The 18,622-nt window shown below is 70.9% G+C and carries 19 protein-coding genes; 10 read left to right on the forward strand and 9 right to left on the reverse strand.

The genetic code is table 11. The features are described from left to right. Positions 1 to 30 precede the first annotated feature (30 nt). From ACEPPI_RS00105 to ACEPPI_RS00115, 3 genes are all read left to right on the forward strand, one after another. Positions 31 to 1,182 carry a cystathionine gamma-lyase gene (locus ACEPPI_RS00105; protein ID WP_373913322.1) on the forward strand — a complete coding sequence of 384 codons (1,152 nt, stop codon included), beginning with the start codon at positions 31 to 33 and terminating at the stop codon, positions 1,180 to 1,182. A 176-nt stretch (positions 1,183 to 1,358) separates the two neighbouring features. Beyond that, positions 1,359 to 2,255 carry a LysR family transcriptional regulator gene (locus ACEPPI_RS00110; RefSeq protein WP_373913188.1) on the forward strand — a complete coding sequence of 299 codons (897 nt, stop codon included), beginning with the start codon at positions 1,359 to 1,361 and terminating at the stop codon, positions 2,253 to 2,255. A 60-nt stretch (positions 2,256 to 2,315) separates the two neighbouring features. Then, positions 2,316 to 2,795, forward strand: a complete 480-nt coding sequence (locus tag ACEPPI_RS00115) for an NUDIX hydrolase (protein WP_266840365.1) — start codon at positions 2,316 to 2,318, stop codon at positions 2,793 to 2,795. A gap of 51 nt (positions 2,796 to 2,846) precedes the next feature. Here the strand turns inward: ACEPPI_RS00115 and ACEPPI_RS00120 are convergent, their stop codons facing one another. Both ACEPPI_RS00120 and ACEPPI_RS00125 read right to left on the reverse strand, forming a co-directional pair. Beyond that, on the reverse strand, positions 2,847 to 4,031 hold the full coding sequence (locus tag ACEPPI_RS00120) for a globin domain-containing protein (protein WP_373913189.1): 1,185 nt from the start codon (positions 4,029 to 4,031) through the stop codon (positions 2,847 to 2,849). Between the two features lie 141 nt (positions 4,032 to 4,172). After that, positions 4,173 to 4,823 (reverse strand): HAD family hydrolase, encoded by a 651-nt coding sequence (locus ACEPPI_RS00125; RefSeq protein ID WP_373913190.1) that lies wholly within the window; start codon positions 4,821 to 4,823, stop codon positions 4,173 to 4,175. Positions 4,824 to 5,019: 196 nt separating this feature from the next. On the opposite strand from ACEPPI_RS00125, the gene ACEPPI_RS00130 reads away from it, so the two are divergent. Genes ACEPPI_RS00130 through ACEPPI_RS00140 form a run of 3 tightly spaced genes read left to right on the forward strand, consistent with a single transcriptional unit; the run spans position 5,020 to position 7,629 of the window. After that, positions 5,020 to 5,919 carry a GNAT family N-acetyltransferase gene (locus ACEPPI_RS00130; RefSeq protein ID WP_373913191.1) on the forward strand — a complete coding sequence of 300 codons (900 nt, stop codon included), beginning with the start codon at positions 5,020 to 5,022 and terminating at the stop codon, positions 5,917 to 5,919. Positions 5,920 to 5,937: 18 nt separating this feature from the next. Beyond that, a complete protein-coding gene (locus ACEPPI_RS00135; protein ID WP_373913192.1) occupies positions 5,938 to 6,399 on the forward strand; it encodes an N-acetyltransferase family protein in 462 nt (153 codons plus the stop codon). Positions 6,400 to 6,453: 54 nt separating this feature from the next. After that, complete coding sequence (locus ACEPPI_RS00140; RefSeq protein WP_373913193.1) at positions 6,454 to 7,629, forward strand: winged helix DNA-binding domain-containing protein; 1,176 nt, start codon at positions 6,454 to 6,456, stop codon at positions 7,627 to 7,629. A gap of 5 nt (positions 7,630 to 7,634) precedes the next feature. Here the strand turns inward: ACEPPI_RS00140 and ACEPPI_RS00145 are convergent, their stop codons facing one another. Together ACEPPI_RS00145 and dnaB are read right to left on the reverse strand one after the other, a co-directional pair. Continuing rightward, entirely contained in the window at positions 7,635 to 9,020 is a 1,386-nt protein-coding gene (locus ACEPPI_RS00145; RefSeq protein ID WP_373913194.1) for a serine hydrolase domain-containing protein, read from the reverse strand. Between the two features lie 9 nt (positions 9,021 to 9,029). Beyond that, positions 9,030 to 10,493 carry a replicative DNA helicase gene (gene dnaB / locus ACEPPI_RS00150; RefSeq protein ID WP_373913323.1) on the reverse strand — a complete coding sequence of 488 codons (1,464 nt, stop codon included), beginning with the start codon at positions 10,491 to 10,493 and terminating at the stop codon, positions 9,030 to 9,032. Positions 10,494 to 10,945: 452 nt separating this feature from the next. On the opposite strand from dnaB, the gene ACEPPI_RS00155 reads away from it, so the two are divergent. Further along, positions 10,946 to 12,283, forward strand: coding sequence for an MATE family efflux transporter (locus ACEPPI_RS00155; RefSeq protein ID WP_373913195.1), 1,338 nt, complete (start codon positions 10,946 to 10,948; stop codon positions 12,281 to 12,283). Between the two features lie 177 nt (positions 12,284 to 12,460). Here the strand turns inward: ACEPPI_RS00155 and rplI are convergent, their stop codons facing one another. The 4 genes from rplI to rpsF form a co-directional block, all read right to left on the reverse strand. Then, entirely contained in the window at positions 12,461 to 12,907 is a 447-nt protein-coding gene (gene rplI, locus ACEPPI_RS00160; RefSeq protein WP_030225238.1) for a 50S ribosomal protein L9, read from the reverse strand. An 18-nt stretch (positions 12,908 to 12,925) separates the two neighbouring features. Further along, positions 12,926 to 13,162: a 30S ribosomal protein S18 gene (rpsR, locus tag ACEPPI_RS00165; RefSeq protein ID WP_005315025.1), complete on the reverse strand. Its 237-nt coding sequence runs from the start codon at positions 13,160 to 13,162 to the stop codon at positions 12,926 to 12,928. Positions 13,163 to 13,205: 43 nt separating this feature from the next. Then, on the reverse strand, positions 13,206 to 13,796 hold the full coding sequence (locus ACEPPI_RS00170; protein ID WP_373913196.1) for a single-stranded DNA-binding protein: 591 nt from the start codon (positions 13,794 to 13,796) through the stop codon (positions 13,206 to 13,208). Positions 13,797 to 13,868: 72 nt separating this feature from the next. Continuing rightward, positions 13,869 to 14,159 (reverse strand): 30S ribosomal protein S6, encoded by a 291-nt coding sequence (gene rpsF, locus ACEPPI_RS00175; protein WP_007265254.1) that lies wholly within the window; start codon positions 14,157 to 14,159, stop codon positions 13,869 to 13,871. A gap of 252 nt (positions 14,160 to 14,411) precedes the next feature. Here rpsF and ACEPPI_RS00180 point away from each other — a divergent pair, with 252 nt between their 5' ends. The 3 genes from ACEPPI_RS00180 (at position 14,412) to ACEPPI_RS00190 (ending at position 17,079) form a co-directional block, all read left to right on the forward strand. After that, entirely contained in the window at positions 14,412 to 14,732 is a 321-nt protein-coding gene (locus ACEPPI_RS00180) for a hypothetical protein (protein ID WP_373913197.1), read from the forward strand. A gap of 132 nt (positions 14,733 to 14,864) precedes the next feature. Beyond that, positions 14,865 to 15,983, forward strand: a complete 1,119-nt coding sequence (locus ACEPPI_RS00185; protein WP_266840346.1) for a peptidoglycan bridge formation glycyltransferase FemA/FemB family protein — start codon at positions 14,865 to 14,867, stop codon at positions 15,981 to 15,983. Positions 15,984 to 16,047: 64 nt separating this feature from the next. Beyond that, on the forward strand, positions 16,048 to 17,079 hold the full coding sequence (locus tag ACEPPI_RS00190) for an alanine racemase (protein ID WP_373913198.1): 1,032 nt from the start codon (positions 16,048 to 16,050) through the stop codon (positions 17,077 to 17,079). Positions 17,080 to 17,117: 38 nt separating this feature from the next. Here the strand turns inward: ACEPPI_RS00190 and ACEPPI_RS00195 are convergent, their stop codons facing one another. Further along, on the reverse strand, positions 17,118 to 18,602 hold the full coding sequence (locus ACEPPI_RS00195) for a glycosyltransferase family 87 protein (protein ID WP_373913199.1): 1,485 nt from the start codon (positions 18,600 to 18,602) through the stop codon (positions 17,118 to 17,120). Positions 18,603 to 18,622 lie beyond the last annotated feature (20 nt).

Genomic DNA, 18,622 nt, shown 5'->3' on the forward strand with positions numbered 1-18,622 from the left:
CACCCCACCGGCGCGGACCGCCCCCGCGACATCGACGCCGACGCCGACGCCGGGCGGTACGCGGACGCCACCCGCGCCGTGCGCGCCGGGCTGCCCGAGCCCGTCAAGAACGAACCCACCCTCCCCGGGCCCGTCTTCGCCGCGCACTTCCACCTCCCCGGCGAGGTGAGCGGCCCGTACACCTACGGCCGCGACACCAACCCCACGTGGACCCTGCTGGAACGGGCCATCGGCGAACTGGAGGCCCCCGGTCATGACGGCGTGGACACCGTCGTCTTCGCCTCCGGCATGGCCGCCGTCTCCGCCGTCCTGCTCTCCCAGGCCCGCACCGGCGACACCGTCGTCCTGCCCGACGACGGCTACCAGGCCCTCCCCCTGGTCCGGGAGCAGCTCCAGGAGTACGGGATCCACGTGCGCACCGCCCCGACCGCCGGGGACGCGCAGCTCGCCGCCCTCGACGGCGCCCGGCTGCTGTGGATCGAGACCCCCTCCAACCCCGGGCTCGACGTGTGCGACGTCCGCCGGCTCGTGGCGGCCGCCCACGCCGGCGGCACCCTGGTCGCCGTCGACAACACCCTGGCGACCCCCCTCGGCCAGCGTCCCCTGGAACTCGGCGCGGACTTCTCCGTCGCCAGCGGCACCAAGGGCCTCACCGGCCACGGCGACCTGCTCCTGGGCTACGTCGTCTGCCGTGACCCCGCACTGGCCGCGGGCATCCGACGCTGGCGCAAGGTCGTCGGCGCGATCCCGGGCCCCATGGAGGCCTGGCTGGCCCACCGCTCCCTGGCCACCATCCAGTTGCGGGCCGAGCGCCAATGGGGCAACGCCCTGGCGGTCGCCGAGGCGCTGGCCGACCGTTCCGAGGTGACCGGGCTGCGCTACCCGGGGCTCCCGGCGGACCCCTCGCACAAGACGGCCGTCCGGCAGATGAGCGGCTTCGGCTCGGTCGTCTCCTTCACCCTGCCCGACCGTGCGTACGCGGAACGCTTCATGAGCGCCCTGCGCCTGGTGGAGGACGCCACGAGTTTCGGCGGAGTGCGGTCCACCGCGGAGCGGCGCGGACGCTGGGGCGGGGACGCCGTACCCGAGGGCTTCATCCGCTTCTCAGCGGGCGCCGAGGATCGCGGTGACCTGGTCGCCGATGTGGTCCGGGCCCTTGATTCCGCGGGTTCCGGGGCCTGACCGGGCCGGGGAAAAGCGGTCCGAGCCTCCCCCCTGGTGGCTCGGACCGCCCGGGTTCCCTAGCAGAAGAACCACGCCACCAAGGCTAGTTGACTCAGCGTCAGAGTCCAATCACGGTAGCGACAGGGGCCTATCGGCATATTTATAGTTGAAGGCCCCCACCGAGAGGGGCCGACATGGACCTGGCCCTGCTGCGCACCTTCGTCGCCGTGCACCGTGCCGGCTCGTTCACCCGGGCCGCCACGCTCCTCGGGCTGTCCCAGCCCGCCGTCACCTCACAGATCCGCACCCTCGAACGCCAGCTGGGCCGACCGCTCTTCCACCGCCGGGCCCGCGGCGTCACGCCCACCGCCGTCGGTGACGAACTGGCCCACAAGGCGGCCCCGCACCTCGACGCCCTGCTGCGGATCACCGAGATCGAACGGGAGGCCACCGGCACCTCGCGCACCCTCCACGTGGCCGGTCCACCCGAGTTCCTGTGCCTGCGGGTGCTCCCGGCCCTCGCTCCCCTGGTGGGGCAGGGGCAGAGCCTGCGCACCGCCCTCGCCCCCGACGCGCGGGAGACCCTCGACGGGCTGGCCGCCGGGCAGCACGACCTGGTCGTCACCCCCACCCGCCCGCGCGGCACGCTGTTCACCGCGAACGCCCTGTGCGACGAGGAACAGGTCCTGGTCGCGGCGCCCTACTGGGCCGCCCTCGTCGAGCGGGCCGAACTGCACGACACGGGACCCGTCGCCCTCGACGGGATCCCGGTCGTCGAGGTCCACGAGAGCCTGCCGCTGGTCACCCGCTACTGGGCCGCCGTCTTCGACTCCGTCCCCGAGTGCGCCGCCACCGTCGTCGTACCCGATCTGCGAGCCGTACTGGAATGCGTCCGGGCCGGCGCCGGTCTCGCCGTCCTGCCCCGCTACCTGTGCCAGGACGCCCTCGACCGCGGTGAGATCGTGGCGCTGCTGGAACCGGCTGTGCCGCCCCTGCGGACCTGGTTCCTCGTCGTACGGGCCGGCAGCCTGGCGCTCGCCCATCTCGCGCGCGCCCACGACCGCCTGCTGCGCGCGGCCGCGCAATGGTGAGCCGCCGGGATTCGGACCGTGGCGCGTTTCAGGAGCCCGGTACCGGGCCACTCTTCTCCCATGACCGAACGTCCCGTGGTCAAACGCACCGCCCGCGCGATCCTGCTCGACGGTGACGACCTGATCCTCATCAAGCGCACCAAGCCCGGCGTCGACCCGTACTGGCTCACGCCGGGCGGGGGAGTGGAGTCCTCGGACGCCACCGTCGTCGACGCCCTCCACCGAGAGCTCCACGAAGAACTCGGAGCCAAGATCACTGATGTGGTGCCCTGTTTCGTCGACACCGTCGAGCACATCGCCTCCGGCGGGGTGACCGGCGTGAAGGTGCAGCACTTCTTCGTCTGCCATCTGGAATCGATGGACCCCGGCCAACGGCACGGCCCCGAGATCGACGAGCCCGAGGGCGAGTACGAGATCGTCCGCGTGCCGTTCAGCCGGGTCGGCATCGCCGCGGTGCACCTGGTGCCGCTCTCGCTGCGCCACTACCTCGACGGCAATATCGAAGGGGTCCGTGCCATGCACGCCCCCGACCTGGGCTGAGCCCACCGGGGAAGCGGGAAGGGGAGCGGGCGGGCAGGGGCCGCGCCGGTTTCAGCCGGCCACGTCCGCCAGCTCCTCGACCGCGTCGTGGCGGATCCGCTCACCGGGGATACCGATCCGCTTGAGGGCGTCCACACCACTGCGGATCATCGCGGGCGGTCCCGAGATGAAGGCGTCGTACGAGCTCCACGGCCCGTGTTCGCGGATGGCCTGCGGGAGCTGGCCCGCCAGCCCCGGGCCGATCACCGGGCGCACCGACAGCCACGGGTGGGAGCGCTGGAGGCCCAGCAGGGTGTCCTTGTCGTAGAGGTCGTGGTCGCTGCGCGCCCCGAAGAAGACCTCCATCGGGCGCCGCTCACCGTGCCCGGCCACGTCCTCGATGAGGGCCTTGATCGGGGCGATGCCGGTTCCCCCGCCCAGGCACAGCATCCCGTTGTCGGTGCTGTGGTCCACCACCATCGACCCGGCCGGCGGCCCCAGCCGCAGGACGTCGCCCGGCTGGGCGTGGCGGACCAGGGCGTTGGAGACCCAGCCCGCCGGTACGGCTTTGACGTGGAAGGACAGCAGCCCGTCGGCTCGCGGGGCGGAGGCGAAGGAGTAGTGCCGCCACACCCGCGGCCACCACGGGGTCTCCAGGCTCGTGTACTGGCCCGCGAGGAAGGGGTACGGCTGGTCGGGGCGGACGGTCAGCACCGCGATGTCGGAGGTGCGCAGCTCGTGCGAAACCACCTCCGCGTGCCACCAGGCGGGCGCCTTGGTCTCGTCCTCGGCCGCAGCATCGATCATGGTCTGTGAGATGGCGGTGTAGGCGCGCACCCACGCCGCCTGGGTCTCCGGCCCCCATGTGCGTTCCGCGTACCGGGCCAGTGCCCCGATCAGTGCCTCTCCCACCGCCGGGTAGTGGGCGGCCATCGTGCCGTACTTGCGGTGCCCGGTGCCGAGCCGACGCAGGTAGGGAGCCAGCACCGCCGGGTCGTCGATGTGTTCGGCGGCGGTCAGCAGTGCCTTCAGCAGCCGGTCGCGCTGTACGTCCATGGCCGCGGGGAACATGCCCCGGACTTCCGGGTGCCCCGTGAACACCAGGGCGTAGAAGTACGAGGTCACCCTGTCTGCGACGGGTGCGATCTCGGTGAGGGTCCGGCGGATGAGCACGGCGTCCGGGGAGGGCTCGATCGCCCCGCCGCCCGAAGGTATCCGGCCCGTTGGTCTTGCCGATCTGGTGGGCGCAGCGTCCATGCGGTGCCTCGCTTCGAGCATCTCGGTCGGGTCTGCACGCGCCACGGCCTCGAATCCGTGGTTCCGGGTTTCACAGCGTGCCAGTCGGCCGAGAGCGCGGCGGAGGAATGGGGAAAACCCCGCTCCGGGCCACCTTTCCCCTTAAGATGCATCGCCTCCGGGGCGCGTCGTCCCGAGGAGCCGGTACGCCTCGCGCAGGTCCCTGCCCTCGTAGACGTGGGTCGCCCGGCGGGCCAGGTGGGGCCTTGCGTTCACCGCCACCGACCGCGGGACCGCTTCGAAGAGGACCGCGTCGGTCATGGAGTCCCCGTAGGCGACGCAATCGGCCCGGGTCACCCCGAACCGCTCGCAGAGCCGGTCGGCGACGTCCACCTTGGCTTCGGGGGTCAGGATCCCCGTCACGTCGACGGGCCGGGTGAAGGGCACTTCCGGGAAGACCGATCCATGGGCGGCGTGCGCGCCCCACTCCAGCAGCAGTTCGACGAAGAACGAGGGTGACAGGGAGATCACCGCGCAGAGGTCACCGCGTTCCGTGATCTCCTGCCAGAGCTCCCGGATCCCCGAGAGCCACGGGGATCCGTCGAAGGCCGCGCGGACGTGGGCGGGTGTCAGATCCGCCCACAGGGCATGGGCGGCCACCGAGAACTCCTGTGGACCGATCTCGCGCGCCCCGAAGGCCCGCTCCAGCTCGGCGATCTCGGCCGACCTCCCGAGCTGGCGGGAGATCTCGACCGGTGCGGCCGATCCGTACATCAGTGTTCCGTCGAGATCGAAAAGGTGAAGCACCGTCATGGTCGTCGAGGCTAGCCGTTCGGTTCCCGCACCGGCCACCGCCGGGGGTCACCCGCTGCGAAAAGCAGATCCTGCCGACGACGCGGGCGAATGTTTCACGTGAAACAGACCCCGGTTCCACGTGAAACATCGGCCCTGTTTCACGTGAAACATCGGCCCACCCGTCTCCTGAATCCCCTGGACTCCCCCCGAGTCGATGATCCACTCTGGGCCGGTGACACCACGACTCCTCACCGACCTGCCCATCCGTGCGCTCACCCCGAACGACCTCCGTCATTGCGCCGACCTGTCCGAGGACCGCGGCTGGCCCCGCGAAGACCACAAATGGGGGCTGCTCCTCGCCGCCGGCAACGGCTACGGCATCGACGCCCCCGACGGCCGCGGACTCGCCGCCGCCTGTGTCGTCACCCGCTACGGAGACACCCCGGCCAAGCCGGACCTCGCCGCGATCGGAATGGTGCTCGTCGCCGACCGGTACGCCCGCAAGGGCCTCGGGCGCCGGCTGATGGCCCACGTGTGCGACGACGACCTCGCCGGTGTCCCGCTCACCCTGCACGCCACCCCCAACGGTCGCCCGCTCTACGAGGAGCTCGGCTTCGACACCACCGGACGGGCGGAGATGGTCCGGGGACCCTTCCGGCCCGAAGCCGGCGATCACGCCGCCGTCCCCGTCAGGCCCGCGACGGCCGAGGACCTCGCACCGATCGTCCGCCTGGACACCGAGGTGTTCGGCACCGACCGGACCCACATGATCGCGCGGCTGCCCGCCTTCGCCGACAAGGTGCTCGTCGCCGAGGACGGCTCCGGCGGCCTCATCGGCTACGCCGCCCTCTGGCCCAACATGGACACCCATGTCATCGGCCCGCTGATCGCCCGCGACACCGCCACCGCCCGGGCCCTGGTCACCGCGCTGGCGGCCACCACCGAACGGCCCCTGCGCACGGACGTCGACGTACGCCACGAGGAACTCCTCGCCTGGCTCAAGGAGCGCGGTCTGGAGTCCCTGGCCTTCAACGCCGTCATGACCCGGAACATCTCCGGCCTCCCCGGTGACTGGACCCGCCGCTGGGCCCCCCTCACCGTCGCCGCGGGCTGACAGAGAAAGGCTTCCACCATGACCGAAGACCCCGAACTGACGATCCGATCCGCCACCGAGGAGGACCTGCCCGCCATCGTCGCCATGCTCGCCGACGACCCGCTGGGCGCCACCCGGGAATCCCCGGAAGATCTGACCCCCTACGTCGCGGCCCTCAAGCGGCTGGCCGACGACCCCAACCAGCACATCGTCGTCGCCGTCCGCGGCGAGCGCGTCGTGGGCACCCTCCAGCTGACGATCGTCCCCGGCCTGTCCCGCAAGGGCGCCACGCGCTCCGTCATCGAAGGGGTGCGGGTCCACACGGACGAGCGCGGCAGCGGCCTCGGCACCCGGTTCGTCGAATGGGCCGTCGAGCGGTCACGGCAGGAGGACTGCCAACTCGTCCAGCTCACCTCGGACGTGACGCGCACCGATGCGCACCGGTTCTACGAGCGGCTCGGCTTCACGGCCTCCCACCTGGGGTTCAAACTCCAGCTCTGACCGGCTCCGGCAAAGGCCGGGCCGTTGTCGGCGGCCCGGCCTACGATCGGGAGGATGAGCACCGGCCTCCCCCTCGTCAGCACCGCGGAACGTCGCCACCGGCTGGGCCGGCGGCATCGACTGGCTCCTTCGGCCCGTGCCGCCACCCCGGGCCAGGCGGCGGACGCCGTCGTCGCCCTGCACGCCACCGACGCCGCCACCGTCCACCTCTCCGCCCGCGCCCGCCTCACCGAAGGCGGACCCTCCGCGATCGAGGCGGCCCTGTACGAGGACGTCAGTCTCGTCCGGCTGCTCAGCATGAGGAACACCCTCTTCGCCGTCTCCACCGAACTCGCCCCCTACGTGGACGCGTCCTGCGCCCGGAGCATCGCTGCGAAGGAACGCCGGAACCTCCTCAAGCACCTCGCCGAGGACGGCCAGGGCCTCGACGCCGACTGGCTGGCCAGGACCGAGACCGCCGCCCTCGACGCCCTGGACACCCTGGGGCCCTCGACCGGCAGCCAGCTCTCCGCCGCCGTCCCCGCCCTCCGGCAGAAGATCACCATCAACCGGGGCAAGAAGTACGAGACCGAGACCGGGGTCGCCACCCGGGTGATCCGCGTGCTGGCCGCCGACGGCCGGATCCGCCGGGACCGGCCCCGCGGATCCTGGACCTCCAGCCAGTTCCGCTGGGTGCACTCCCGGCCCTGGCCCGCCCTGCCCGCCGCCGAGGCCCGTGCCGAACTCGCCCGCCGCTGGCTGCACGCCTACGGGCCGGCCACCGAGGCCGACCTCAAGTGGTGGACCGGCTGGACCCTCACCGACGTCCGCAAGGCCCTGGCCACCATGGCCCCCGAGCAGGTCCGCCTGGACGACGGGGGCACGGCGCTCGTCCTCCCCGGAGACACCGCGGCCGAGCCCGCGCCGGAGGCCTGGGTCGCATTCCTGCCCGGTCTCGACCCCAGCGGCATGGGCTGGGCCGACCGGAGCTTCCACCTCGACCCCGCCCACCGTCCCGCTCTGTTCGACTACGCGGGCAACATCGGCCCGACCGTGTGGTGGAACGGGGAGATCGTCGGCGGCTGGGCCCAGCGGGCGGACGGGGAGATCGTCTGGCGGCTGCTGGCCGACCCCGGGCGGGAGGCCGCGGAGGCGATCACGGCCGAGGCCGCCCGGCTCGCCGCGTGGGTGGGCGACGCCCGCGTCACCCCGCGGTTCCGCACCCCGCTGGAGCGCGAACTCACCGCCTGACCCCGTCAGCCGATGCCGCGCCAGCCCTGCGGGTCCACCCCGCCGGGCACCGGGGCCTCGGGATCGTAGGGCTCTCGCGTGAACACGAACGACCCGAGGTCGAGGTGGCCCGGCGTACCGTCGTCCCGCCGGACGGCACGCAGGGTCTCCCCCGCGTAATAGCCCGTCAGGCCCGTCCAACTGCCGTCCGGTTCGCCGCGGAACCGGGCCGAGCGGCCGGTCACGCCGGCCGGGCCCAGCTCCAGCGAGCCGTCCGCGCACAGCCGCAGCATGTGCGCCGCGGTGCCCCAGTACCAGATTCCGGTCAGCTCCAGCGGCACCCGGTCGTCCTCCCGGAACGGCCGCCACGGCTCGGGGAAGCGCGGCTCCGCCTCCGCCACGATTGCGATCAGGTCCGTGGCCACCGTCGAAGCGGGCACCCCCGAGGTGCAGTTGGCCAGGACGACCGCCGTCAGGTCCTCCTCCTCGCTCAGCCACAGCCCCGCCACGAATCCCGGCAGGGAACCGCCGTGGCCGACGAGCCGGCGCCCGTCGCAGACGTTGAGCTGCAGGCCCAGCCCGTAGCCGGCATCGGTGCTGCCGGGGGCGGCGGGAGCGGCCGCGGCGCGCATCTCCCGTACGCTCTCCGCGCTCAGCACCCGCTCGTCACCCCGCAGCAGGAAGGCGGCGAACCGCGTGAGGTCCCCGGTCGTGGACCACAGCTGCCCGGCCGCGGCCATCACCCCGAGGTCCTCCGCGGGCTCGGGCATCATCAGGTCCGCCCACGGATGCACCGCCCAGCCGCCCGCGTGCGGGGCGCGCGGTTCGCCGCTCGTCCGGTCCAGCCCCAACGGCTCCAGCACCTCGGCGCGCAGCACCTGCTCCCACGGCTTCCCGCGGAGCGCCTCGACGAGGGAACCCAGCAGCGTGTAGCCGGGGTTCGAGTAGTGGAAGGCGCGTCCGGGGGCGTGCTTGAAGGGCTCCTCGCCGAGCACCTCGGCCAGCCCCGGCCGCAGTGCGGCGGAAGAACGCTCCCACCACTGGCCCGGCGTCTCGGCCGCCAGTCCGCCGGTGTGGGCGAGCAGTTGGGCCACGGTCACCTCGTCGGCGCCGGTCCCGGGCAGGTGCCGGCCCAGCGGGTCCGAAAGGTCCAGCAGGCCCTCGTCACGCAGCCGCATCACCAGAACGGCCGTGAAGGTCTTGGTGATCGACCCGATCCGGTACTGCACGTCCCCGTCCGGGCCGTGGCCCTCGACCGAGGTCCGGGAGCCCTCCCAGACCACCTCCCCACCGCGCGAGACGGCCGCCACCAGGGACGGTGAGCGGCCCTCGCTCTGCGCGACGGCGAGCCGGTACCTCAGCGCGCGCCGGGTGGAGGGGAGCAGTTCCAGATCTTCAGCAAGGGCGTCCATGGCCGGATGCTACGTGTTGGCCATGTCCACGAACCGCGAATAATGACCTTGGAAGGCCACCGTGATGGTGGCCGTCGGGCCGTTACGGTGTTTGGCCACGATCAGGTCCGCCTCGCCCGCGCGCGGGGATTCCTTCTCGTACGCGTCCTCGCGGTGCAGCAGGATCACCATGTCGGCGTCCTGCTCGATGGAACCCGATTCACGCAGGTCGGAGACCATCGGCTTCTTGTCGGTGCGCTGTTCGGGACCACGGTTCAGCTGGGACAGCGCGATCACCGGCACCTCCAGCTCCTTGGCCAGCAACTTGAGGTTTCGGGACATGTCCGAGACCTCCTGCTGGCGGCTCTCGGGTCGGCGCGAGCCGCCCGACTGCATCAGCTGGAGGTAGTCGATGACGACGAGGGAGAGGTCGTTGCGCTGCTTGAGCCGACGGCACTTGGCGCGGATCTCCATCATCGACAGGTTGGGCGAGTCGTCGATGTACAGCGGGGCGGCCGAGACGTCGGGCATCCGCCGGGCGAGCCGCGTCCAGTCGTCGTCGGTCATGGTGCCCGAGCGCATGTGGTGCAGCGCCACGCGGGCCTCGGCCGAGAGCAGGCGCATCGCGATCTCGTTGCGGCCCATTTCGAGGGAGAAGATGACGCTCGGCAGGTTGCTCTTGATGGAGCAGGCCCGCGCGAAGTCCAGCGCGAGCGTCGACTTGCCCATGGCGGGACGTGCGGCGATGACGATCATCTGGCCCGGGTGCAGGCCGTTGGTCAGGGAGTCGAGGTCGGTGAAGCCCGTGGGCACCCCGGACATCTGGCCGGAGCGCGAGCCGATCGCCTCGATCTCGTCGAGCGCGCCCTCCATGATGTCGCCGAGCGGGAGGTAGTCCTCGGAGGTCCGCTGCTCGGTGACGGCGTAGATCTCGGCCTGGGCGCTGTTGACGATCTCGTCGACGTCGCCGTCCGCCGCGTAGCCCATCTGCGTGATCTTCGTACCGGCCGCGACCAGGCGGCGCAGGACGGCCCGTTCGTGGACGATCTCCGCGTAGTACTCGGCGTTCGCCGCGGTCGGCACGGACTGCACCAGGGTGTGCAGGTAGGAGGCTCCGCCGACCTTGCTGATCTCTCCGCGCCGGGTGAGCTCCGCGCCGACCGTGATGGGGTCGGCCGGCTCGCCCTTGGCGTACAGGTCGAGGATGGCCTGGTAGATCGTCTCGTGCGAAGGACGGTAGAAGTCGTGGCCCTTGAGGACCTCGACCACGTCGGCGATCGCGTCCTTGGAGAGCAGCATGCCGCCGAGCACCGACTGCTCGGCGTCGAGGTCCTGCGGAGGGACGCGCTCGAAGCCGCTTCCGCCGCCGTCCCAGGAGCCGCCCTCGCGGCCCCGGTCCTGCTGTTCGTCCCCGCGGCCGCGGCCCTCGGCGTTACGGCGCGTACGGGCGGGCAGACGGTCACTGGGACCGCTGTCGGCCCAGGGGTCGTCCATGGGCTCGGGCATGCTCACCGGGCCACCTCCTCCCGTCCGCAACGCGGACCTCGCCGTGTCACTCTTTCTACGACACGGCTCTGACATTTGGGACACCCGGATCGGCGTTCGGCGCGTCGGGCAACGCACAACGGTAGGGCCGCGGGCGACGTCAGCCAATCTTGTTATCCACAGGCTGTGTGGATGAGATGTGGACGACGGAGCCAATGCTGTGGGTAACTCACCCGAAGCTGTGCACGGACCGGGGGACGGCGCTGTGGACAAAATCACCTGACCCACCCCACCACCCCACCTGACCTGCAGTTTCTCCTCCTGCGGGCTGTGGGGAAGAAAATTCTTGGCCACTGTCTCAAGATCGCCTCCAACGGGGCGGGAAGAACGCCCAAGTCAGCGCGTTGGTAAGGATCCAAAGACCCTTGCATCTATTACCTGTGGAAGATTAGATTGAGCGCATGACACAGGCCCCCGCCGCCGAGAAGGCTGCCCCGAGACGGCACGACCGCGAGATCCTCGCCCTCGCCGTCCCGGCCTTCGGAGCGCTCGTCGCCGAACCCCTCTTCGTGATGGCCGACAGCGCCATCGTGGGACACCTCGGCACCCCCCAGCTGGCCGGCCTCGGCATCGCGGCCGCACTGCTCACCACCGCGGTGAGCGTCTTCGTCTTCCTCGCCTACGCCACCACCGCGGCCGTGGCCCGCAGGGTCGGCGCGGGCGACCTCCAGGCCGCCATCCGACAGGGCATGGACGGCATCTGGCTCGCCCTGCTGCTCGGCGGGGCCGTCGTCGCCGCGGTCCTGCCCGGCGCGCCCTGGCTCGTCTCGCTCTTCGGTGCCTCGGACACCGTCGCCCCGTACGCAGAAACGTATCTGCGCATATCCGCGCTCGGTATCCCCGCCATGCTCGTGGTGCTGGCCGCCACCGGTGTCATACGCGGCCTCCAGGACACCCGTACGCCCCTCTACGTGGCGATCGGCGGTTTCGCCCTCAACGGAGCCCTGAACGTGGCCCTGGTCTACGGCGCGGGCCTCGGCATCGCCGGCTCCGCATGGGGCACCGTCGCCGCCCAGTGGGCCATGGCCGCCGCGTACCTCATCGTGGTCGTCCGGGGCGCCCGCCGACACCGGGCCTCCCTGCGCCCCGACGCGGCCGGCATCCGCGCCGGTGCCCAGGCGGGCGTGCCGCTGCTCGTCCGCACCCTGTCCCTGCGCGCCATCCTGATGATCGCGACTGCCGTGGCGGCGCGGCTGGGGGACGCCGACATCGCCGCCCACCAGATCCTGCTGTCCCTGTGGAGCCTGCTCGCCTTCGCCCTGGACGCCATCGCGATCGCCGGGCAGGCCATCATCGGCCGCTACCTGGGTGCCGGGGACAGCGCGGGCGCCAAGGCCGTGTGCCGCCGCATGGTCCAGTGGGGCATCGTTGCGGGCCTCGTCCTGGGCCTGCTGGTCGTCCTGGCCCGCCCGGTGTTCATCCCGCTCTTCACCGGCGACCCCGCGGTCGAGGACGCCCTGCTGCCCGGCCTGCTCGTCGTGGCGCTGGCCCAGCCGGTCTGCGGGATCGTCTTCGTCCTCGACGGGGTGCTGATGGGCGCCGGCGACGGCCGCTACCTCGCCGGGGCGATGCTGCTGACCCTCGCCGTCTTCGCGCCGGCCGCCCTGCTCGTCCCGGCCCTCGGTGGGGGTCTGACCGCCCTCTGGTGGGCCATGACCCTGATGATGCTGGTCCGGATGGTCACCCTCCAGCTGCGCGCCCGCTCCGGCCGGTGGCTGGTCACCGGAGCCACCCGCTGACCGGAGGGCACTCCGTCCCGGGGACCGGTCCTGACGCCGACGCCCAGCCGCCCCCTGGTCGTGTTTCACGTGAAACACGACCAGGGGGCGGCTCGTTTCACGTGAAACACCGCCATGGAGCCACCCGGACATGACGAAGGGCCGCACCCCGGAGGGTGCGGCCCTTCATTCGCTGCCTCAGGCGGCGACGACCTCGACGCCCACGTTCGCGACGACCTCGGCGTGCAGACGCACGGAGACCTGGTACGAACCGAGGGTCTTGATCGGGGAGCCCAGCTCCACGCGACGCTTGTCGACCTTCGGGCCACCGGACGCCTCGATCGCCGTGGCGATGTCGGCCGGGGTGACGGAACCGAAGAGACGGCCGGCGTCACCCGCGCGGGTGGCCAGACGGACCTTCACGCCCTCGAGCTTGGCCTTGACCTCGTTGGCCTGCTCGATGGTCGCGATCTCGTGGATCTTGCGGGCGCGGCGGATCTGCGCCACGTCCTTCTCGCCACCCTTGGTCCAGCGAATCGCGAAGTTCCGCGGGACCAGGTAGTTGCGAGCGTAACCGTCCTTGACGTCGACGACATCGCCGGCGGCACCGAGGCCAGAAACCTCGTGGGTAAGGATGATCTTCATTAGTCGGTCACCCTTTCCTTATCGCGCGGTGGACGTGTAGGGCAGCAGCGCCATCTCACGGCTGTTCTTCACGGCCGTGGCGACGTCACGCTGGTGCTGCGTGCAGTTGCCGGTAACGCGGCGGGCACGGATCTTGCCGCGGTCGGAAATGAACTTCCGCAGCATGTTCGTGTCCTTGTAGTCCACGTACGCGGTCTTGTCCTTGCAGAATGCGCAGACCTTCTTCTTAGGCTTGCGCACAGGCGGCTTCGCCATTGTGTCTCTCCTGTGTGATCAAGAAGTGGGGATGGAGCTGCCCTTAGAAGGGCGGCTCGTCCGAGTAGCCACCGCCGGAGCCGCCGGAGCTTCCGCCCCAGCCGCCCCCGCCGCCGCCCTGCGGCTGGCCACCGGCCGGCGCGCTGGACGCCCACGGGTCGTCGGAGGGAGCTCCGCCGCCCTGCGGGGCGCCACCGCTGGGGGCTCCGCCCCAGCCGCCGCCACCCTGCTGCTGACCGCCGCCGCCGTATCCACCCTGGCCACCGCGACCGGTGGTCTTGGCGACCTTGGCCGTGGCGTTCTTCAGGCTGGGGCCGACTTCCTCGACGTCCAGCTCGTAGACCGTGCGCTTGACACCCTCACGGTCCTCGTACGACCGCTGCCTCAGCCGGCCCTGCACGATGACGCGCATGCCCCGCTGAAGGGACTCGGCGACGTTCTCGGCCGCCTGCCGCCACACCGAGCAGGTCAGGAACAGGCTCTCGCCGTCCTTCCACTCGTTGGTCTGACGGTCGAAGGTGCGGGGGGTGGACGCGACACGGAACTTCGCGACCGCCGCACCCGAGGGGGTGAAACGCAGCTCGGGGTCGTCGACGAGATTGCCGACGACCGTGATGACGGTCTCGCCTGCCATGGATGAACCTCTCGGCGGGGATTGCTGCTGGGCTGCTGTGCTACTCGGTCCCGATTACCGCTGAACCGAAGTTCAGTGGGTCTCGGGGCGAAGGACCTTGGTCCGGAGAACCGACTCGTTCAGGTTCATCTGGCGGTCGAGCTCCTTGACGACCGCAGGCTCGGCCTGCAGGTCGAGGACCGAGTAGATGCCCTCGGGCTTCTTCTTGATCTCGTAAGCGAGACGACGACGGCCCCAGGTGTCGACCTTCTCGACCTTTCCGTTGCCCTCACGGACGACGGAGAGGAAGTTCTCGATCAGGGGGGCGACAGCGCGCTCCTCCAGATCGGGGTCGAGGATGACCATCACTTCGTAGTGACGCATGTGGAACCCACCTCCTTTGGACTCAGCGGCCACGGTCGTTCCGTGGCAGGAGGGTCGTGATGCGTGCCGCACGGTGTCCGAGAGCAGACACCGCGCAGACCGTACAGACTACCCCGTCGACTCCTTCCGGTTGAAATCCGGCAGGAGAGGGCCACAATCTGTAAGCACCGGGTGTGCTCGGTGCTATGCCCTCCGGCGCCGCCGGGGGCGGCCCCGCAGCACCGCTCTGCTGCAGCCAGGAGGTGCCTTCCGATGGCACAGGCAATGCGACGCCAGTCCTCCCAGCCGATCTCCCTCTTCTCGACCGACGGCAAGCCCCACCCGCTCCAGGACACCCTGGTGGCGGTCACCCTGGTCCTCGGCGCCGTGGCGTTCGTCACTGCGTTCTTCCACAATCTGCACCTGCTCACCTCCTGGACCGGGCTGGTCGGGATCGTGACCGGGCTGTACGGACAGTTCATCTCCGCCACGACACGCGAGCGCTTCGCACTGATCATCGGCCTTGGCGCGTCTGCCATCGGCTTCTTCCTCGGCATGGCCCACGGGGGCCTCTTCGGCGGCTGGATCGGCTGACCGGGGGACCTCCGCGACGGGGCGCCGGCCACACGCCGGCCCGGGCTACGGCCCGTCCCCCAGATGGGTGGCGCCCCTGTCGCAGTAGGCTTCGCGCCATAGCCAGCGAAGCCGCCGGAGGAGACACCCCGCATGAGCCTGTCCCTGAGCACCATCAGCCGAGAGCAGCATCTGGCCTACCTCCAGAGCCTGCCCTCGGCTAGCCACTGCCAGGTCCCGGCATGGGCCGACGTCAAGAACGAGTGGCGCTCGGAGAACCTCGGATGGTTCGACAAGTCCGGTGAACTCGTCGGTGCCGCGCTGGTGTTGTACCGCCAGCTGCCCAAGGTGAAGCGGTACCTCGCGTACCTCCCCGAGGGCCCGGTCATCAACTGGTACGCACCGAATCTGGAGGAATGGCTCCAGCCGATGCTGGCGCACCTGAAGAACCAGGGCGCCTTCACGGTGAAGATGGGCCCGCCGGTCGTCATCCGCCGTTGGAACTCCGCCGCCATCAAGGCCGGAATCCAGGACCCGGACGTCAAGCGCCTGCGTGACGTGGAGGCCTCGGTCATCGAGCCCCGCGCCTTCGAGGTGTCCGACAAGCTGCGCCGCATGGGCTGGCAGCAGGCCGAGGACGGCGGCGCCGGCTTCGGTGACGTCCAGCCCCGCTACGTCTTCCAGGTGCCGCTGGCGAACCGTTCGCTGGACGATGTCCTCAAGGGCTTCAACCAGCTGTGGCGCCGCAACATCAAGAAGGCCGAGAAGGCCGGCGTCGAGGTCGTCCAGGGCGGCTACGAGGACCTGCCGACCTGGCAGTACCTCTACGAGATCACCGCCGAGCGCGACAAGTTCCGTCCGCGCCCGCTCAGTTACTTCCAGCGCCAGTGGACGGCCCTCAACTCCGAGGACCCCAACCGGATGCGGCTGTACATCGCCAAGCACGAGGGGGAGCCGCTGGCCGCCGCCACGATGCTCACCGTCGGTCAGCACGTCTGGTACTCGTACGGCGCCTCCGCCAACCACAAGCGCGAGGTCCGCCCCTCGAACGCGATGCAGTGGCGCATGCTGCGCGACTCGTACGCGCTCGGCGCGAGCATCTACGACCTGCGCGGCATCAGCGACACGCTGGACGAGAACGACCACCTGTTCGGCCTGATCCAGTTCAAGGTCGGCACGGGCGGCGAGGCCGTCGAGTACGTCGGCGAGTGGGACTTCCCGCTCAACAAGATGCTGCACAAGGCGCTCGACATCTACATGTCGCGCCGCTGACCCCGCCGCATCCACACACCGCACCGCTGCACCACGCAGCTTTCCAGAGAGGCTCCGGACGGGCATGGCGCTCACGCTCTACGTCGACACCGCGCGCTGGCGTGCGCACCAGAAGCAGATCACCGATCAGTTCCCCGGGCTGATCCCCGTCTGCAAGGGCAACGGCTACGGCTTCGGCCACGAGCGGCTGTGCGAGGAGGCGACCCGCATGGGCGCCGACATCCTGGCCGTCGGAACGACGTACGAGGCCGCCAGCATCAAGGACCACTTCAGTAGCGACCTGCTCGTCCTCACCCCGTTCCGGCGGGGTGAGGAGCCCGTTCCGCTGCCGGACCGGGTCATCCGTTCGGTCTCCTCTGTGGACGGGGTCCGCGGTCTGGTCGGCGCCCGCGTGGTCATCGAGTGCATGAGCTCGATGCGCCGCCACGGCATCTCCGAGCAGGACCTGGGCCTGCTGCAGTCGGCGATCGAGGACGTCCGGCTGGAGGGCTTCGCCCTGCACCTGCCCCTGGACCGCCCTGACGGCTCGGACGCCGTCGAGGAGGTCATCGGCTGGATGGACCGGCTGCGCGCGGCCCGGCTGCCGCTGCACACCATGTTCGTCAGCCACCTGCGGGCCGAGGAGCTGGGGCGGCTCCAGCAGCAGTTCCCGCAGACCCGCTTCCGGGCCCGGATCGGCACCCGGCTGTGGCTGGGCGACCACGAGGCGACCCAGTACCGCGGGGCGGTCCTGGACGTCACGCGGGTGGCCAAGGGCGACCGGTTCGGATACCGGCAGCAGAAGGCCGCCTCCGACGGCTGGCTGGTCGTGGTCGCGGGCGGCACCTCGCACGGGGTGGGCCTGGAGGCCCCCAAGGCCCTGCACGGGATGATGCCGCGCGCCAAGGGCGTCGCCCGGGCCGGCCTGGCCACCGTCAACCGGAACCTTTCGCCCTTCGTGTGGGCGGGCAAGCAGCGCTGGTTCGCCGAGCCCCCGCACATGCAGGTGTCGATCCTGTTCGTGCCCTCGGACGCGACCGAGCCGAAGGTCGGCGACGAGCTGGTGGCGCACCTGCGGCACACCACCACGCAGTTCGACCGGGCGATCGACGCCTGATCCTGCACCGGACGGTCCGGCCGGTGCGGCCGGACCGCTCAGTGCCCGGGGTCCGTTCCCCAGTCGACCCGCTGTCCCTCGGAAGGCGCCGCGTACTGCGGCGCCTTCGCCCTGTCCGAGAGCACGAACGCGTCCTCGGCGCCGTCCAGGACGCCTCCGGAGGGGTCGTCCGAGCCGTCGCGCCGTACGACGTCCCGCTCGGGCAGCAGGATGTCCCGTACGACGACGGCGCACAGGTAGAGCGTGGCCAGCAGGTGGGCGACGATCGCCAGCTGGTACCCCTCCACCGGCAGGCCCTGGTGCTTGTCCCCGCTGGTCGTGTAGGCGAGGTAGAACCAGATCCCGAGGAAGTAGACGATCTCGCCGGCCTGCCAGATCAGGAAGTCCCGCCAGCGCGGCCGGGCCAGCGCGGCGAGCGGGATCAGCCACAGCACGTACTGCGGCGAGTAGACCTTGTTGGCCAGGACGAAGGCCGCGACGACCAGGAAGGCCAGCTGGGCGAAGCGGGGCCGCCTGGGGGCCGTCAGGGTGAGCAGCCCGATCGCCAGGCACAGCAGCAGGGTCAGCCCGGTCGCGTAGGTGTTGGCCCCCTCCAGCGGGTTTCCGGTGCGCTGGGAGATCAGCAGCCACACGGAGCCGAAGTCGATGGGCCGTTCCTGGCTGAAGACGTAGAACCGCTTCCAGCCGTCCCAGGCGAAGTACATGACGGGGCCGTTCACCACGAGCCAGGAGACGGCCGCGCCCAGGACGGTGGCTCCGAAGGCGCGCCACTTCCCGGCGCGCCAGCACAGTACGAACAGCGCCCCGAGCAGCAGTACCGGATAGAGCTTGGCCGCGGTCGCGAGGCCGATGAGGACACCGGCGAGCAGCGGACGGCTGCGCGACCACATCAGCATCGCGACGGCGGCCAGGGCGACGGCCGGCAGGTCCCAGTTGACGGTCGCGTTGAGGGCGAGCGCCGGGGCCAGGGCGACGAGCAGGGCGTCCCAGGGGCGGCGTCGGTGGGTGCGGGCGACGCAGACGGCGATCACCGCCGCGCAGGCCATCAGCATGCCGGCGTTGACCATCCAGTACATCTGCTCGCGGTGCTGGACGGCTCCCGACGAGGGCGTCAGCCACGCGGCGACCTGCATGAAGGCACCGGTGAGCACCGGGTACTCCAGGTACTGCATGCCGCCGTACTTCGGGTCGACCGCGACGTCGGGGAAGCGGTCGAAGTAGGGCACGAGGCCGTCGGCGAAGCCGCGGGCCGAGTACAGGTGCGGGATGTCGGAGTAGCAGGCGTGCGTGTACTGCGAGCCCGCTCCCCGGAACCACGCCCAGTCGTAGCAGGGCAGCTTCTGCGCCATGCCGAGCGCGAACATGCCGATGACGACGAGGACCACCACGCGGACCGGTCCCAGCCAGTGGCCGCCGATCCGTGCGCGGCGGCCGATGGGACCGCCGATGAGCTCGCTGCCGGCGGCGGCGACCTCGTCCTGCTGGGTGGGCAGTACGGGACGGTCCTCGTGCACCTTGGTCATGCGCTCATCCTGCCGTACCG

It is taken from the genome of Streptomyces sp. AB3(2024) (genome assembly GCF_041862025.1).
Lineage (GTDB): Bacteria > Actinomycetota > Actinomycetes > Streptomycetales > Streptomycetaceae > Streptomyces.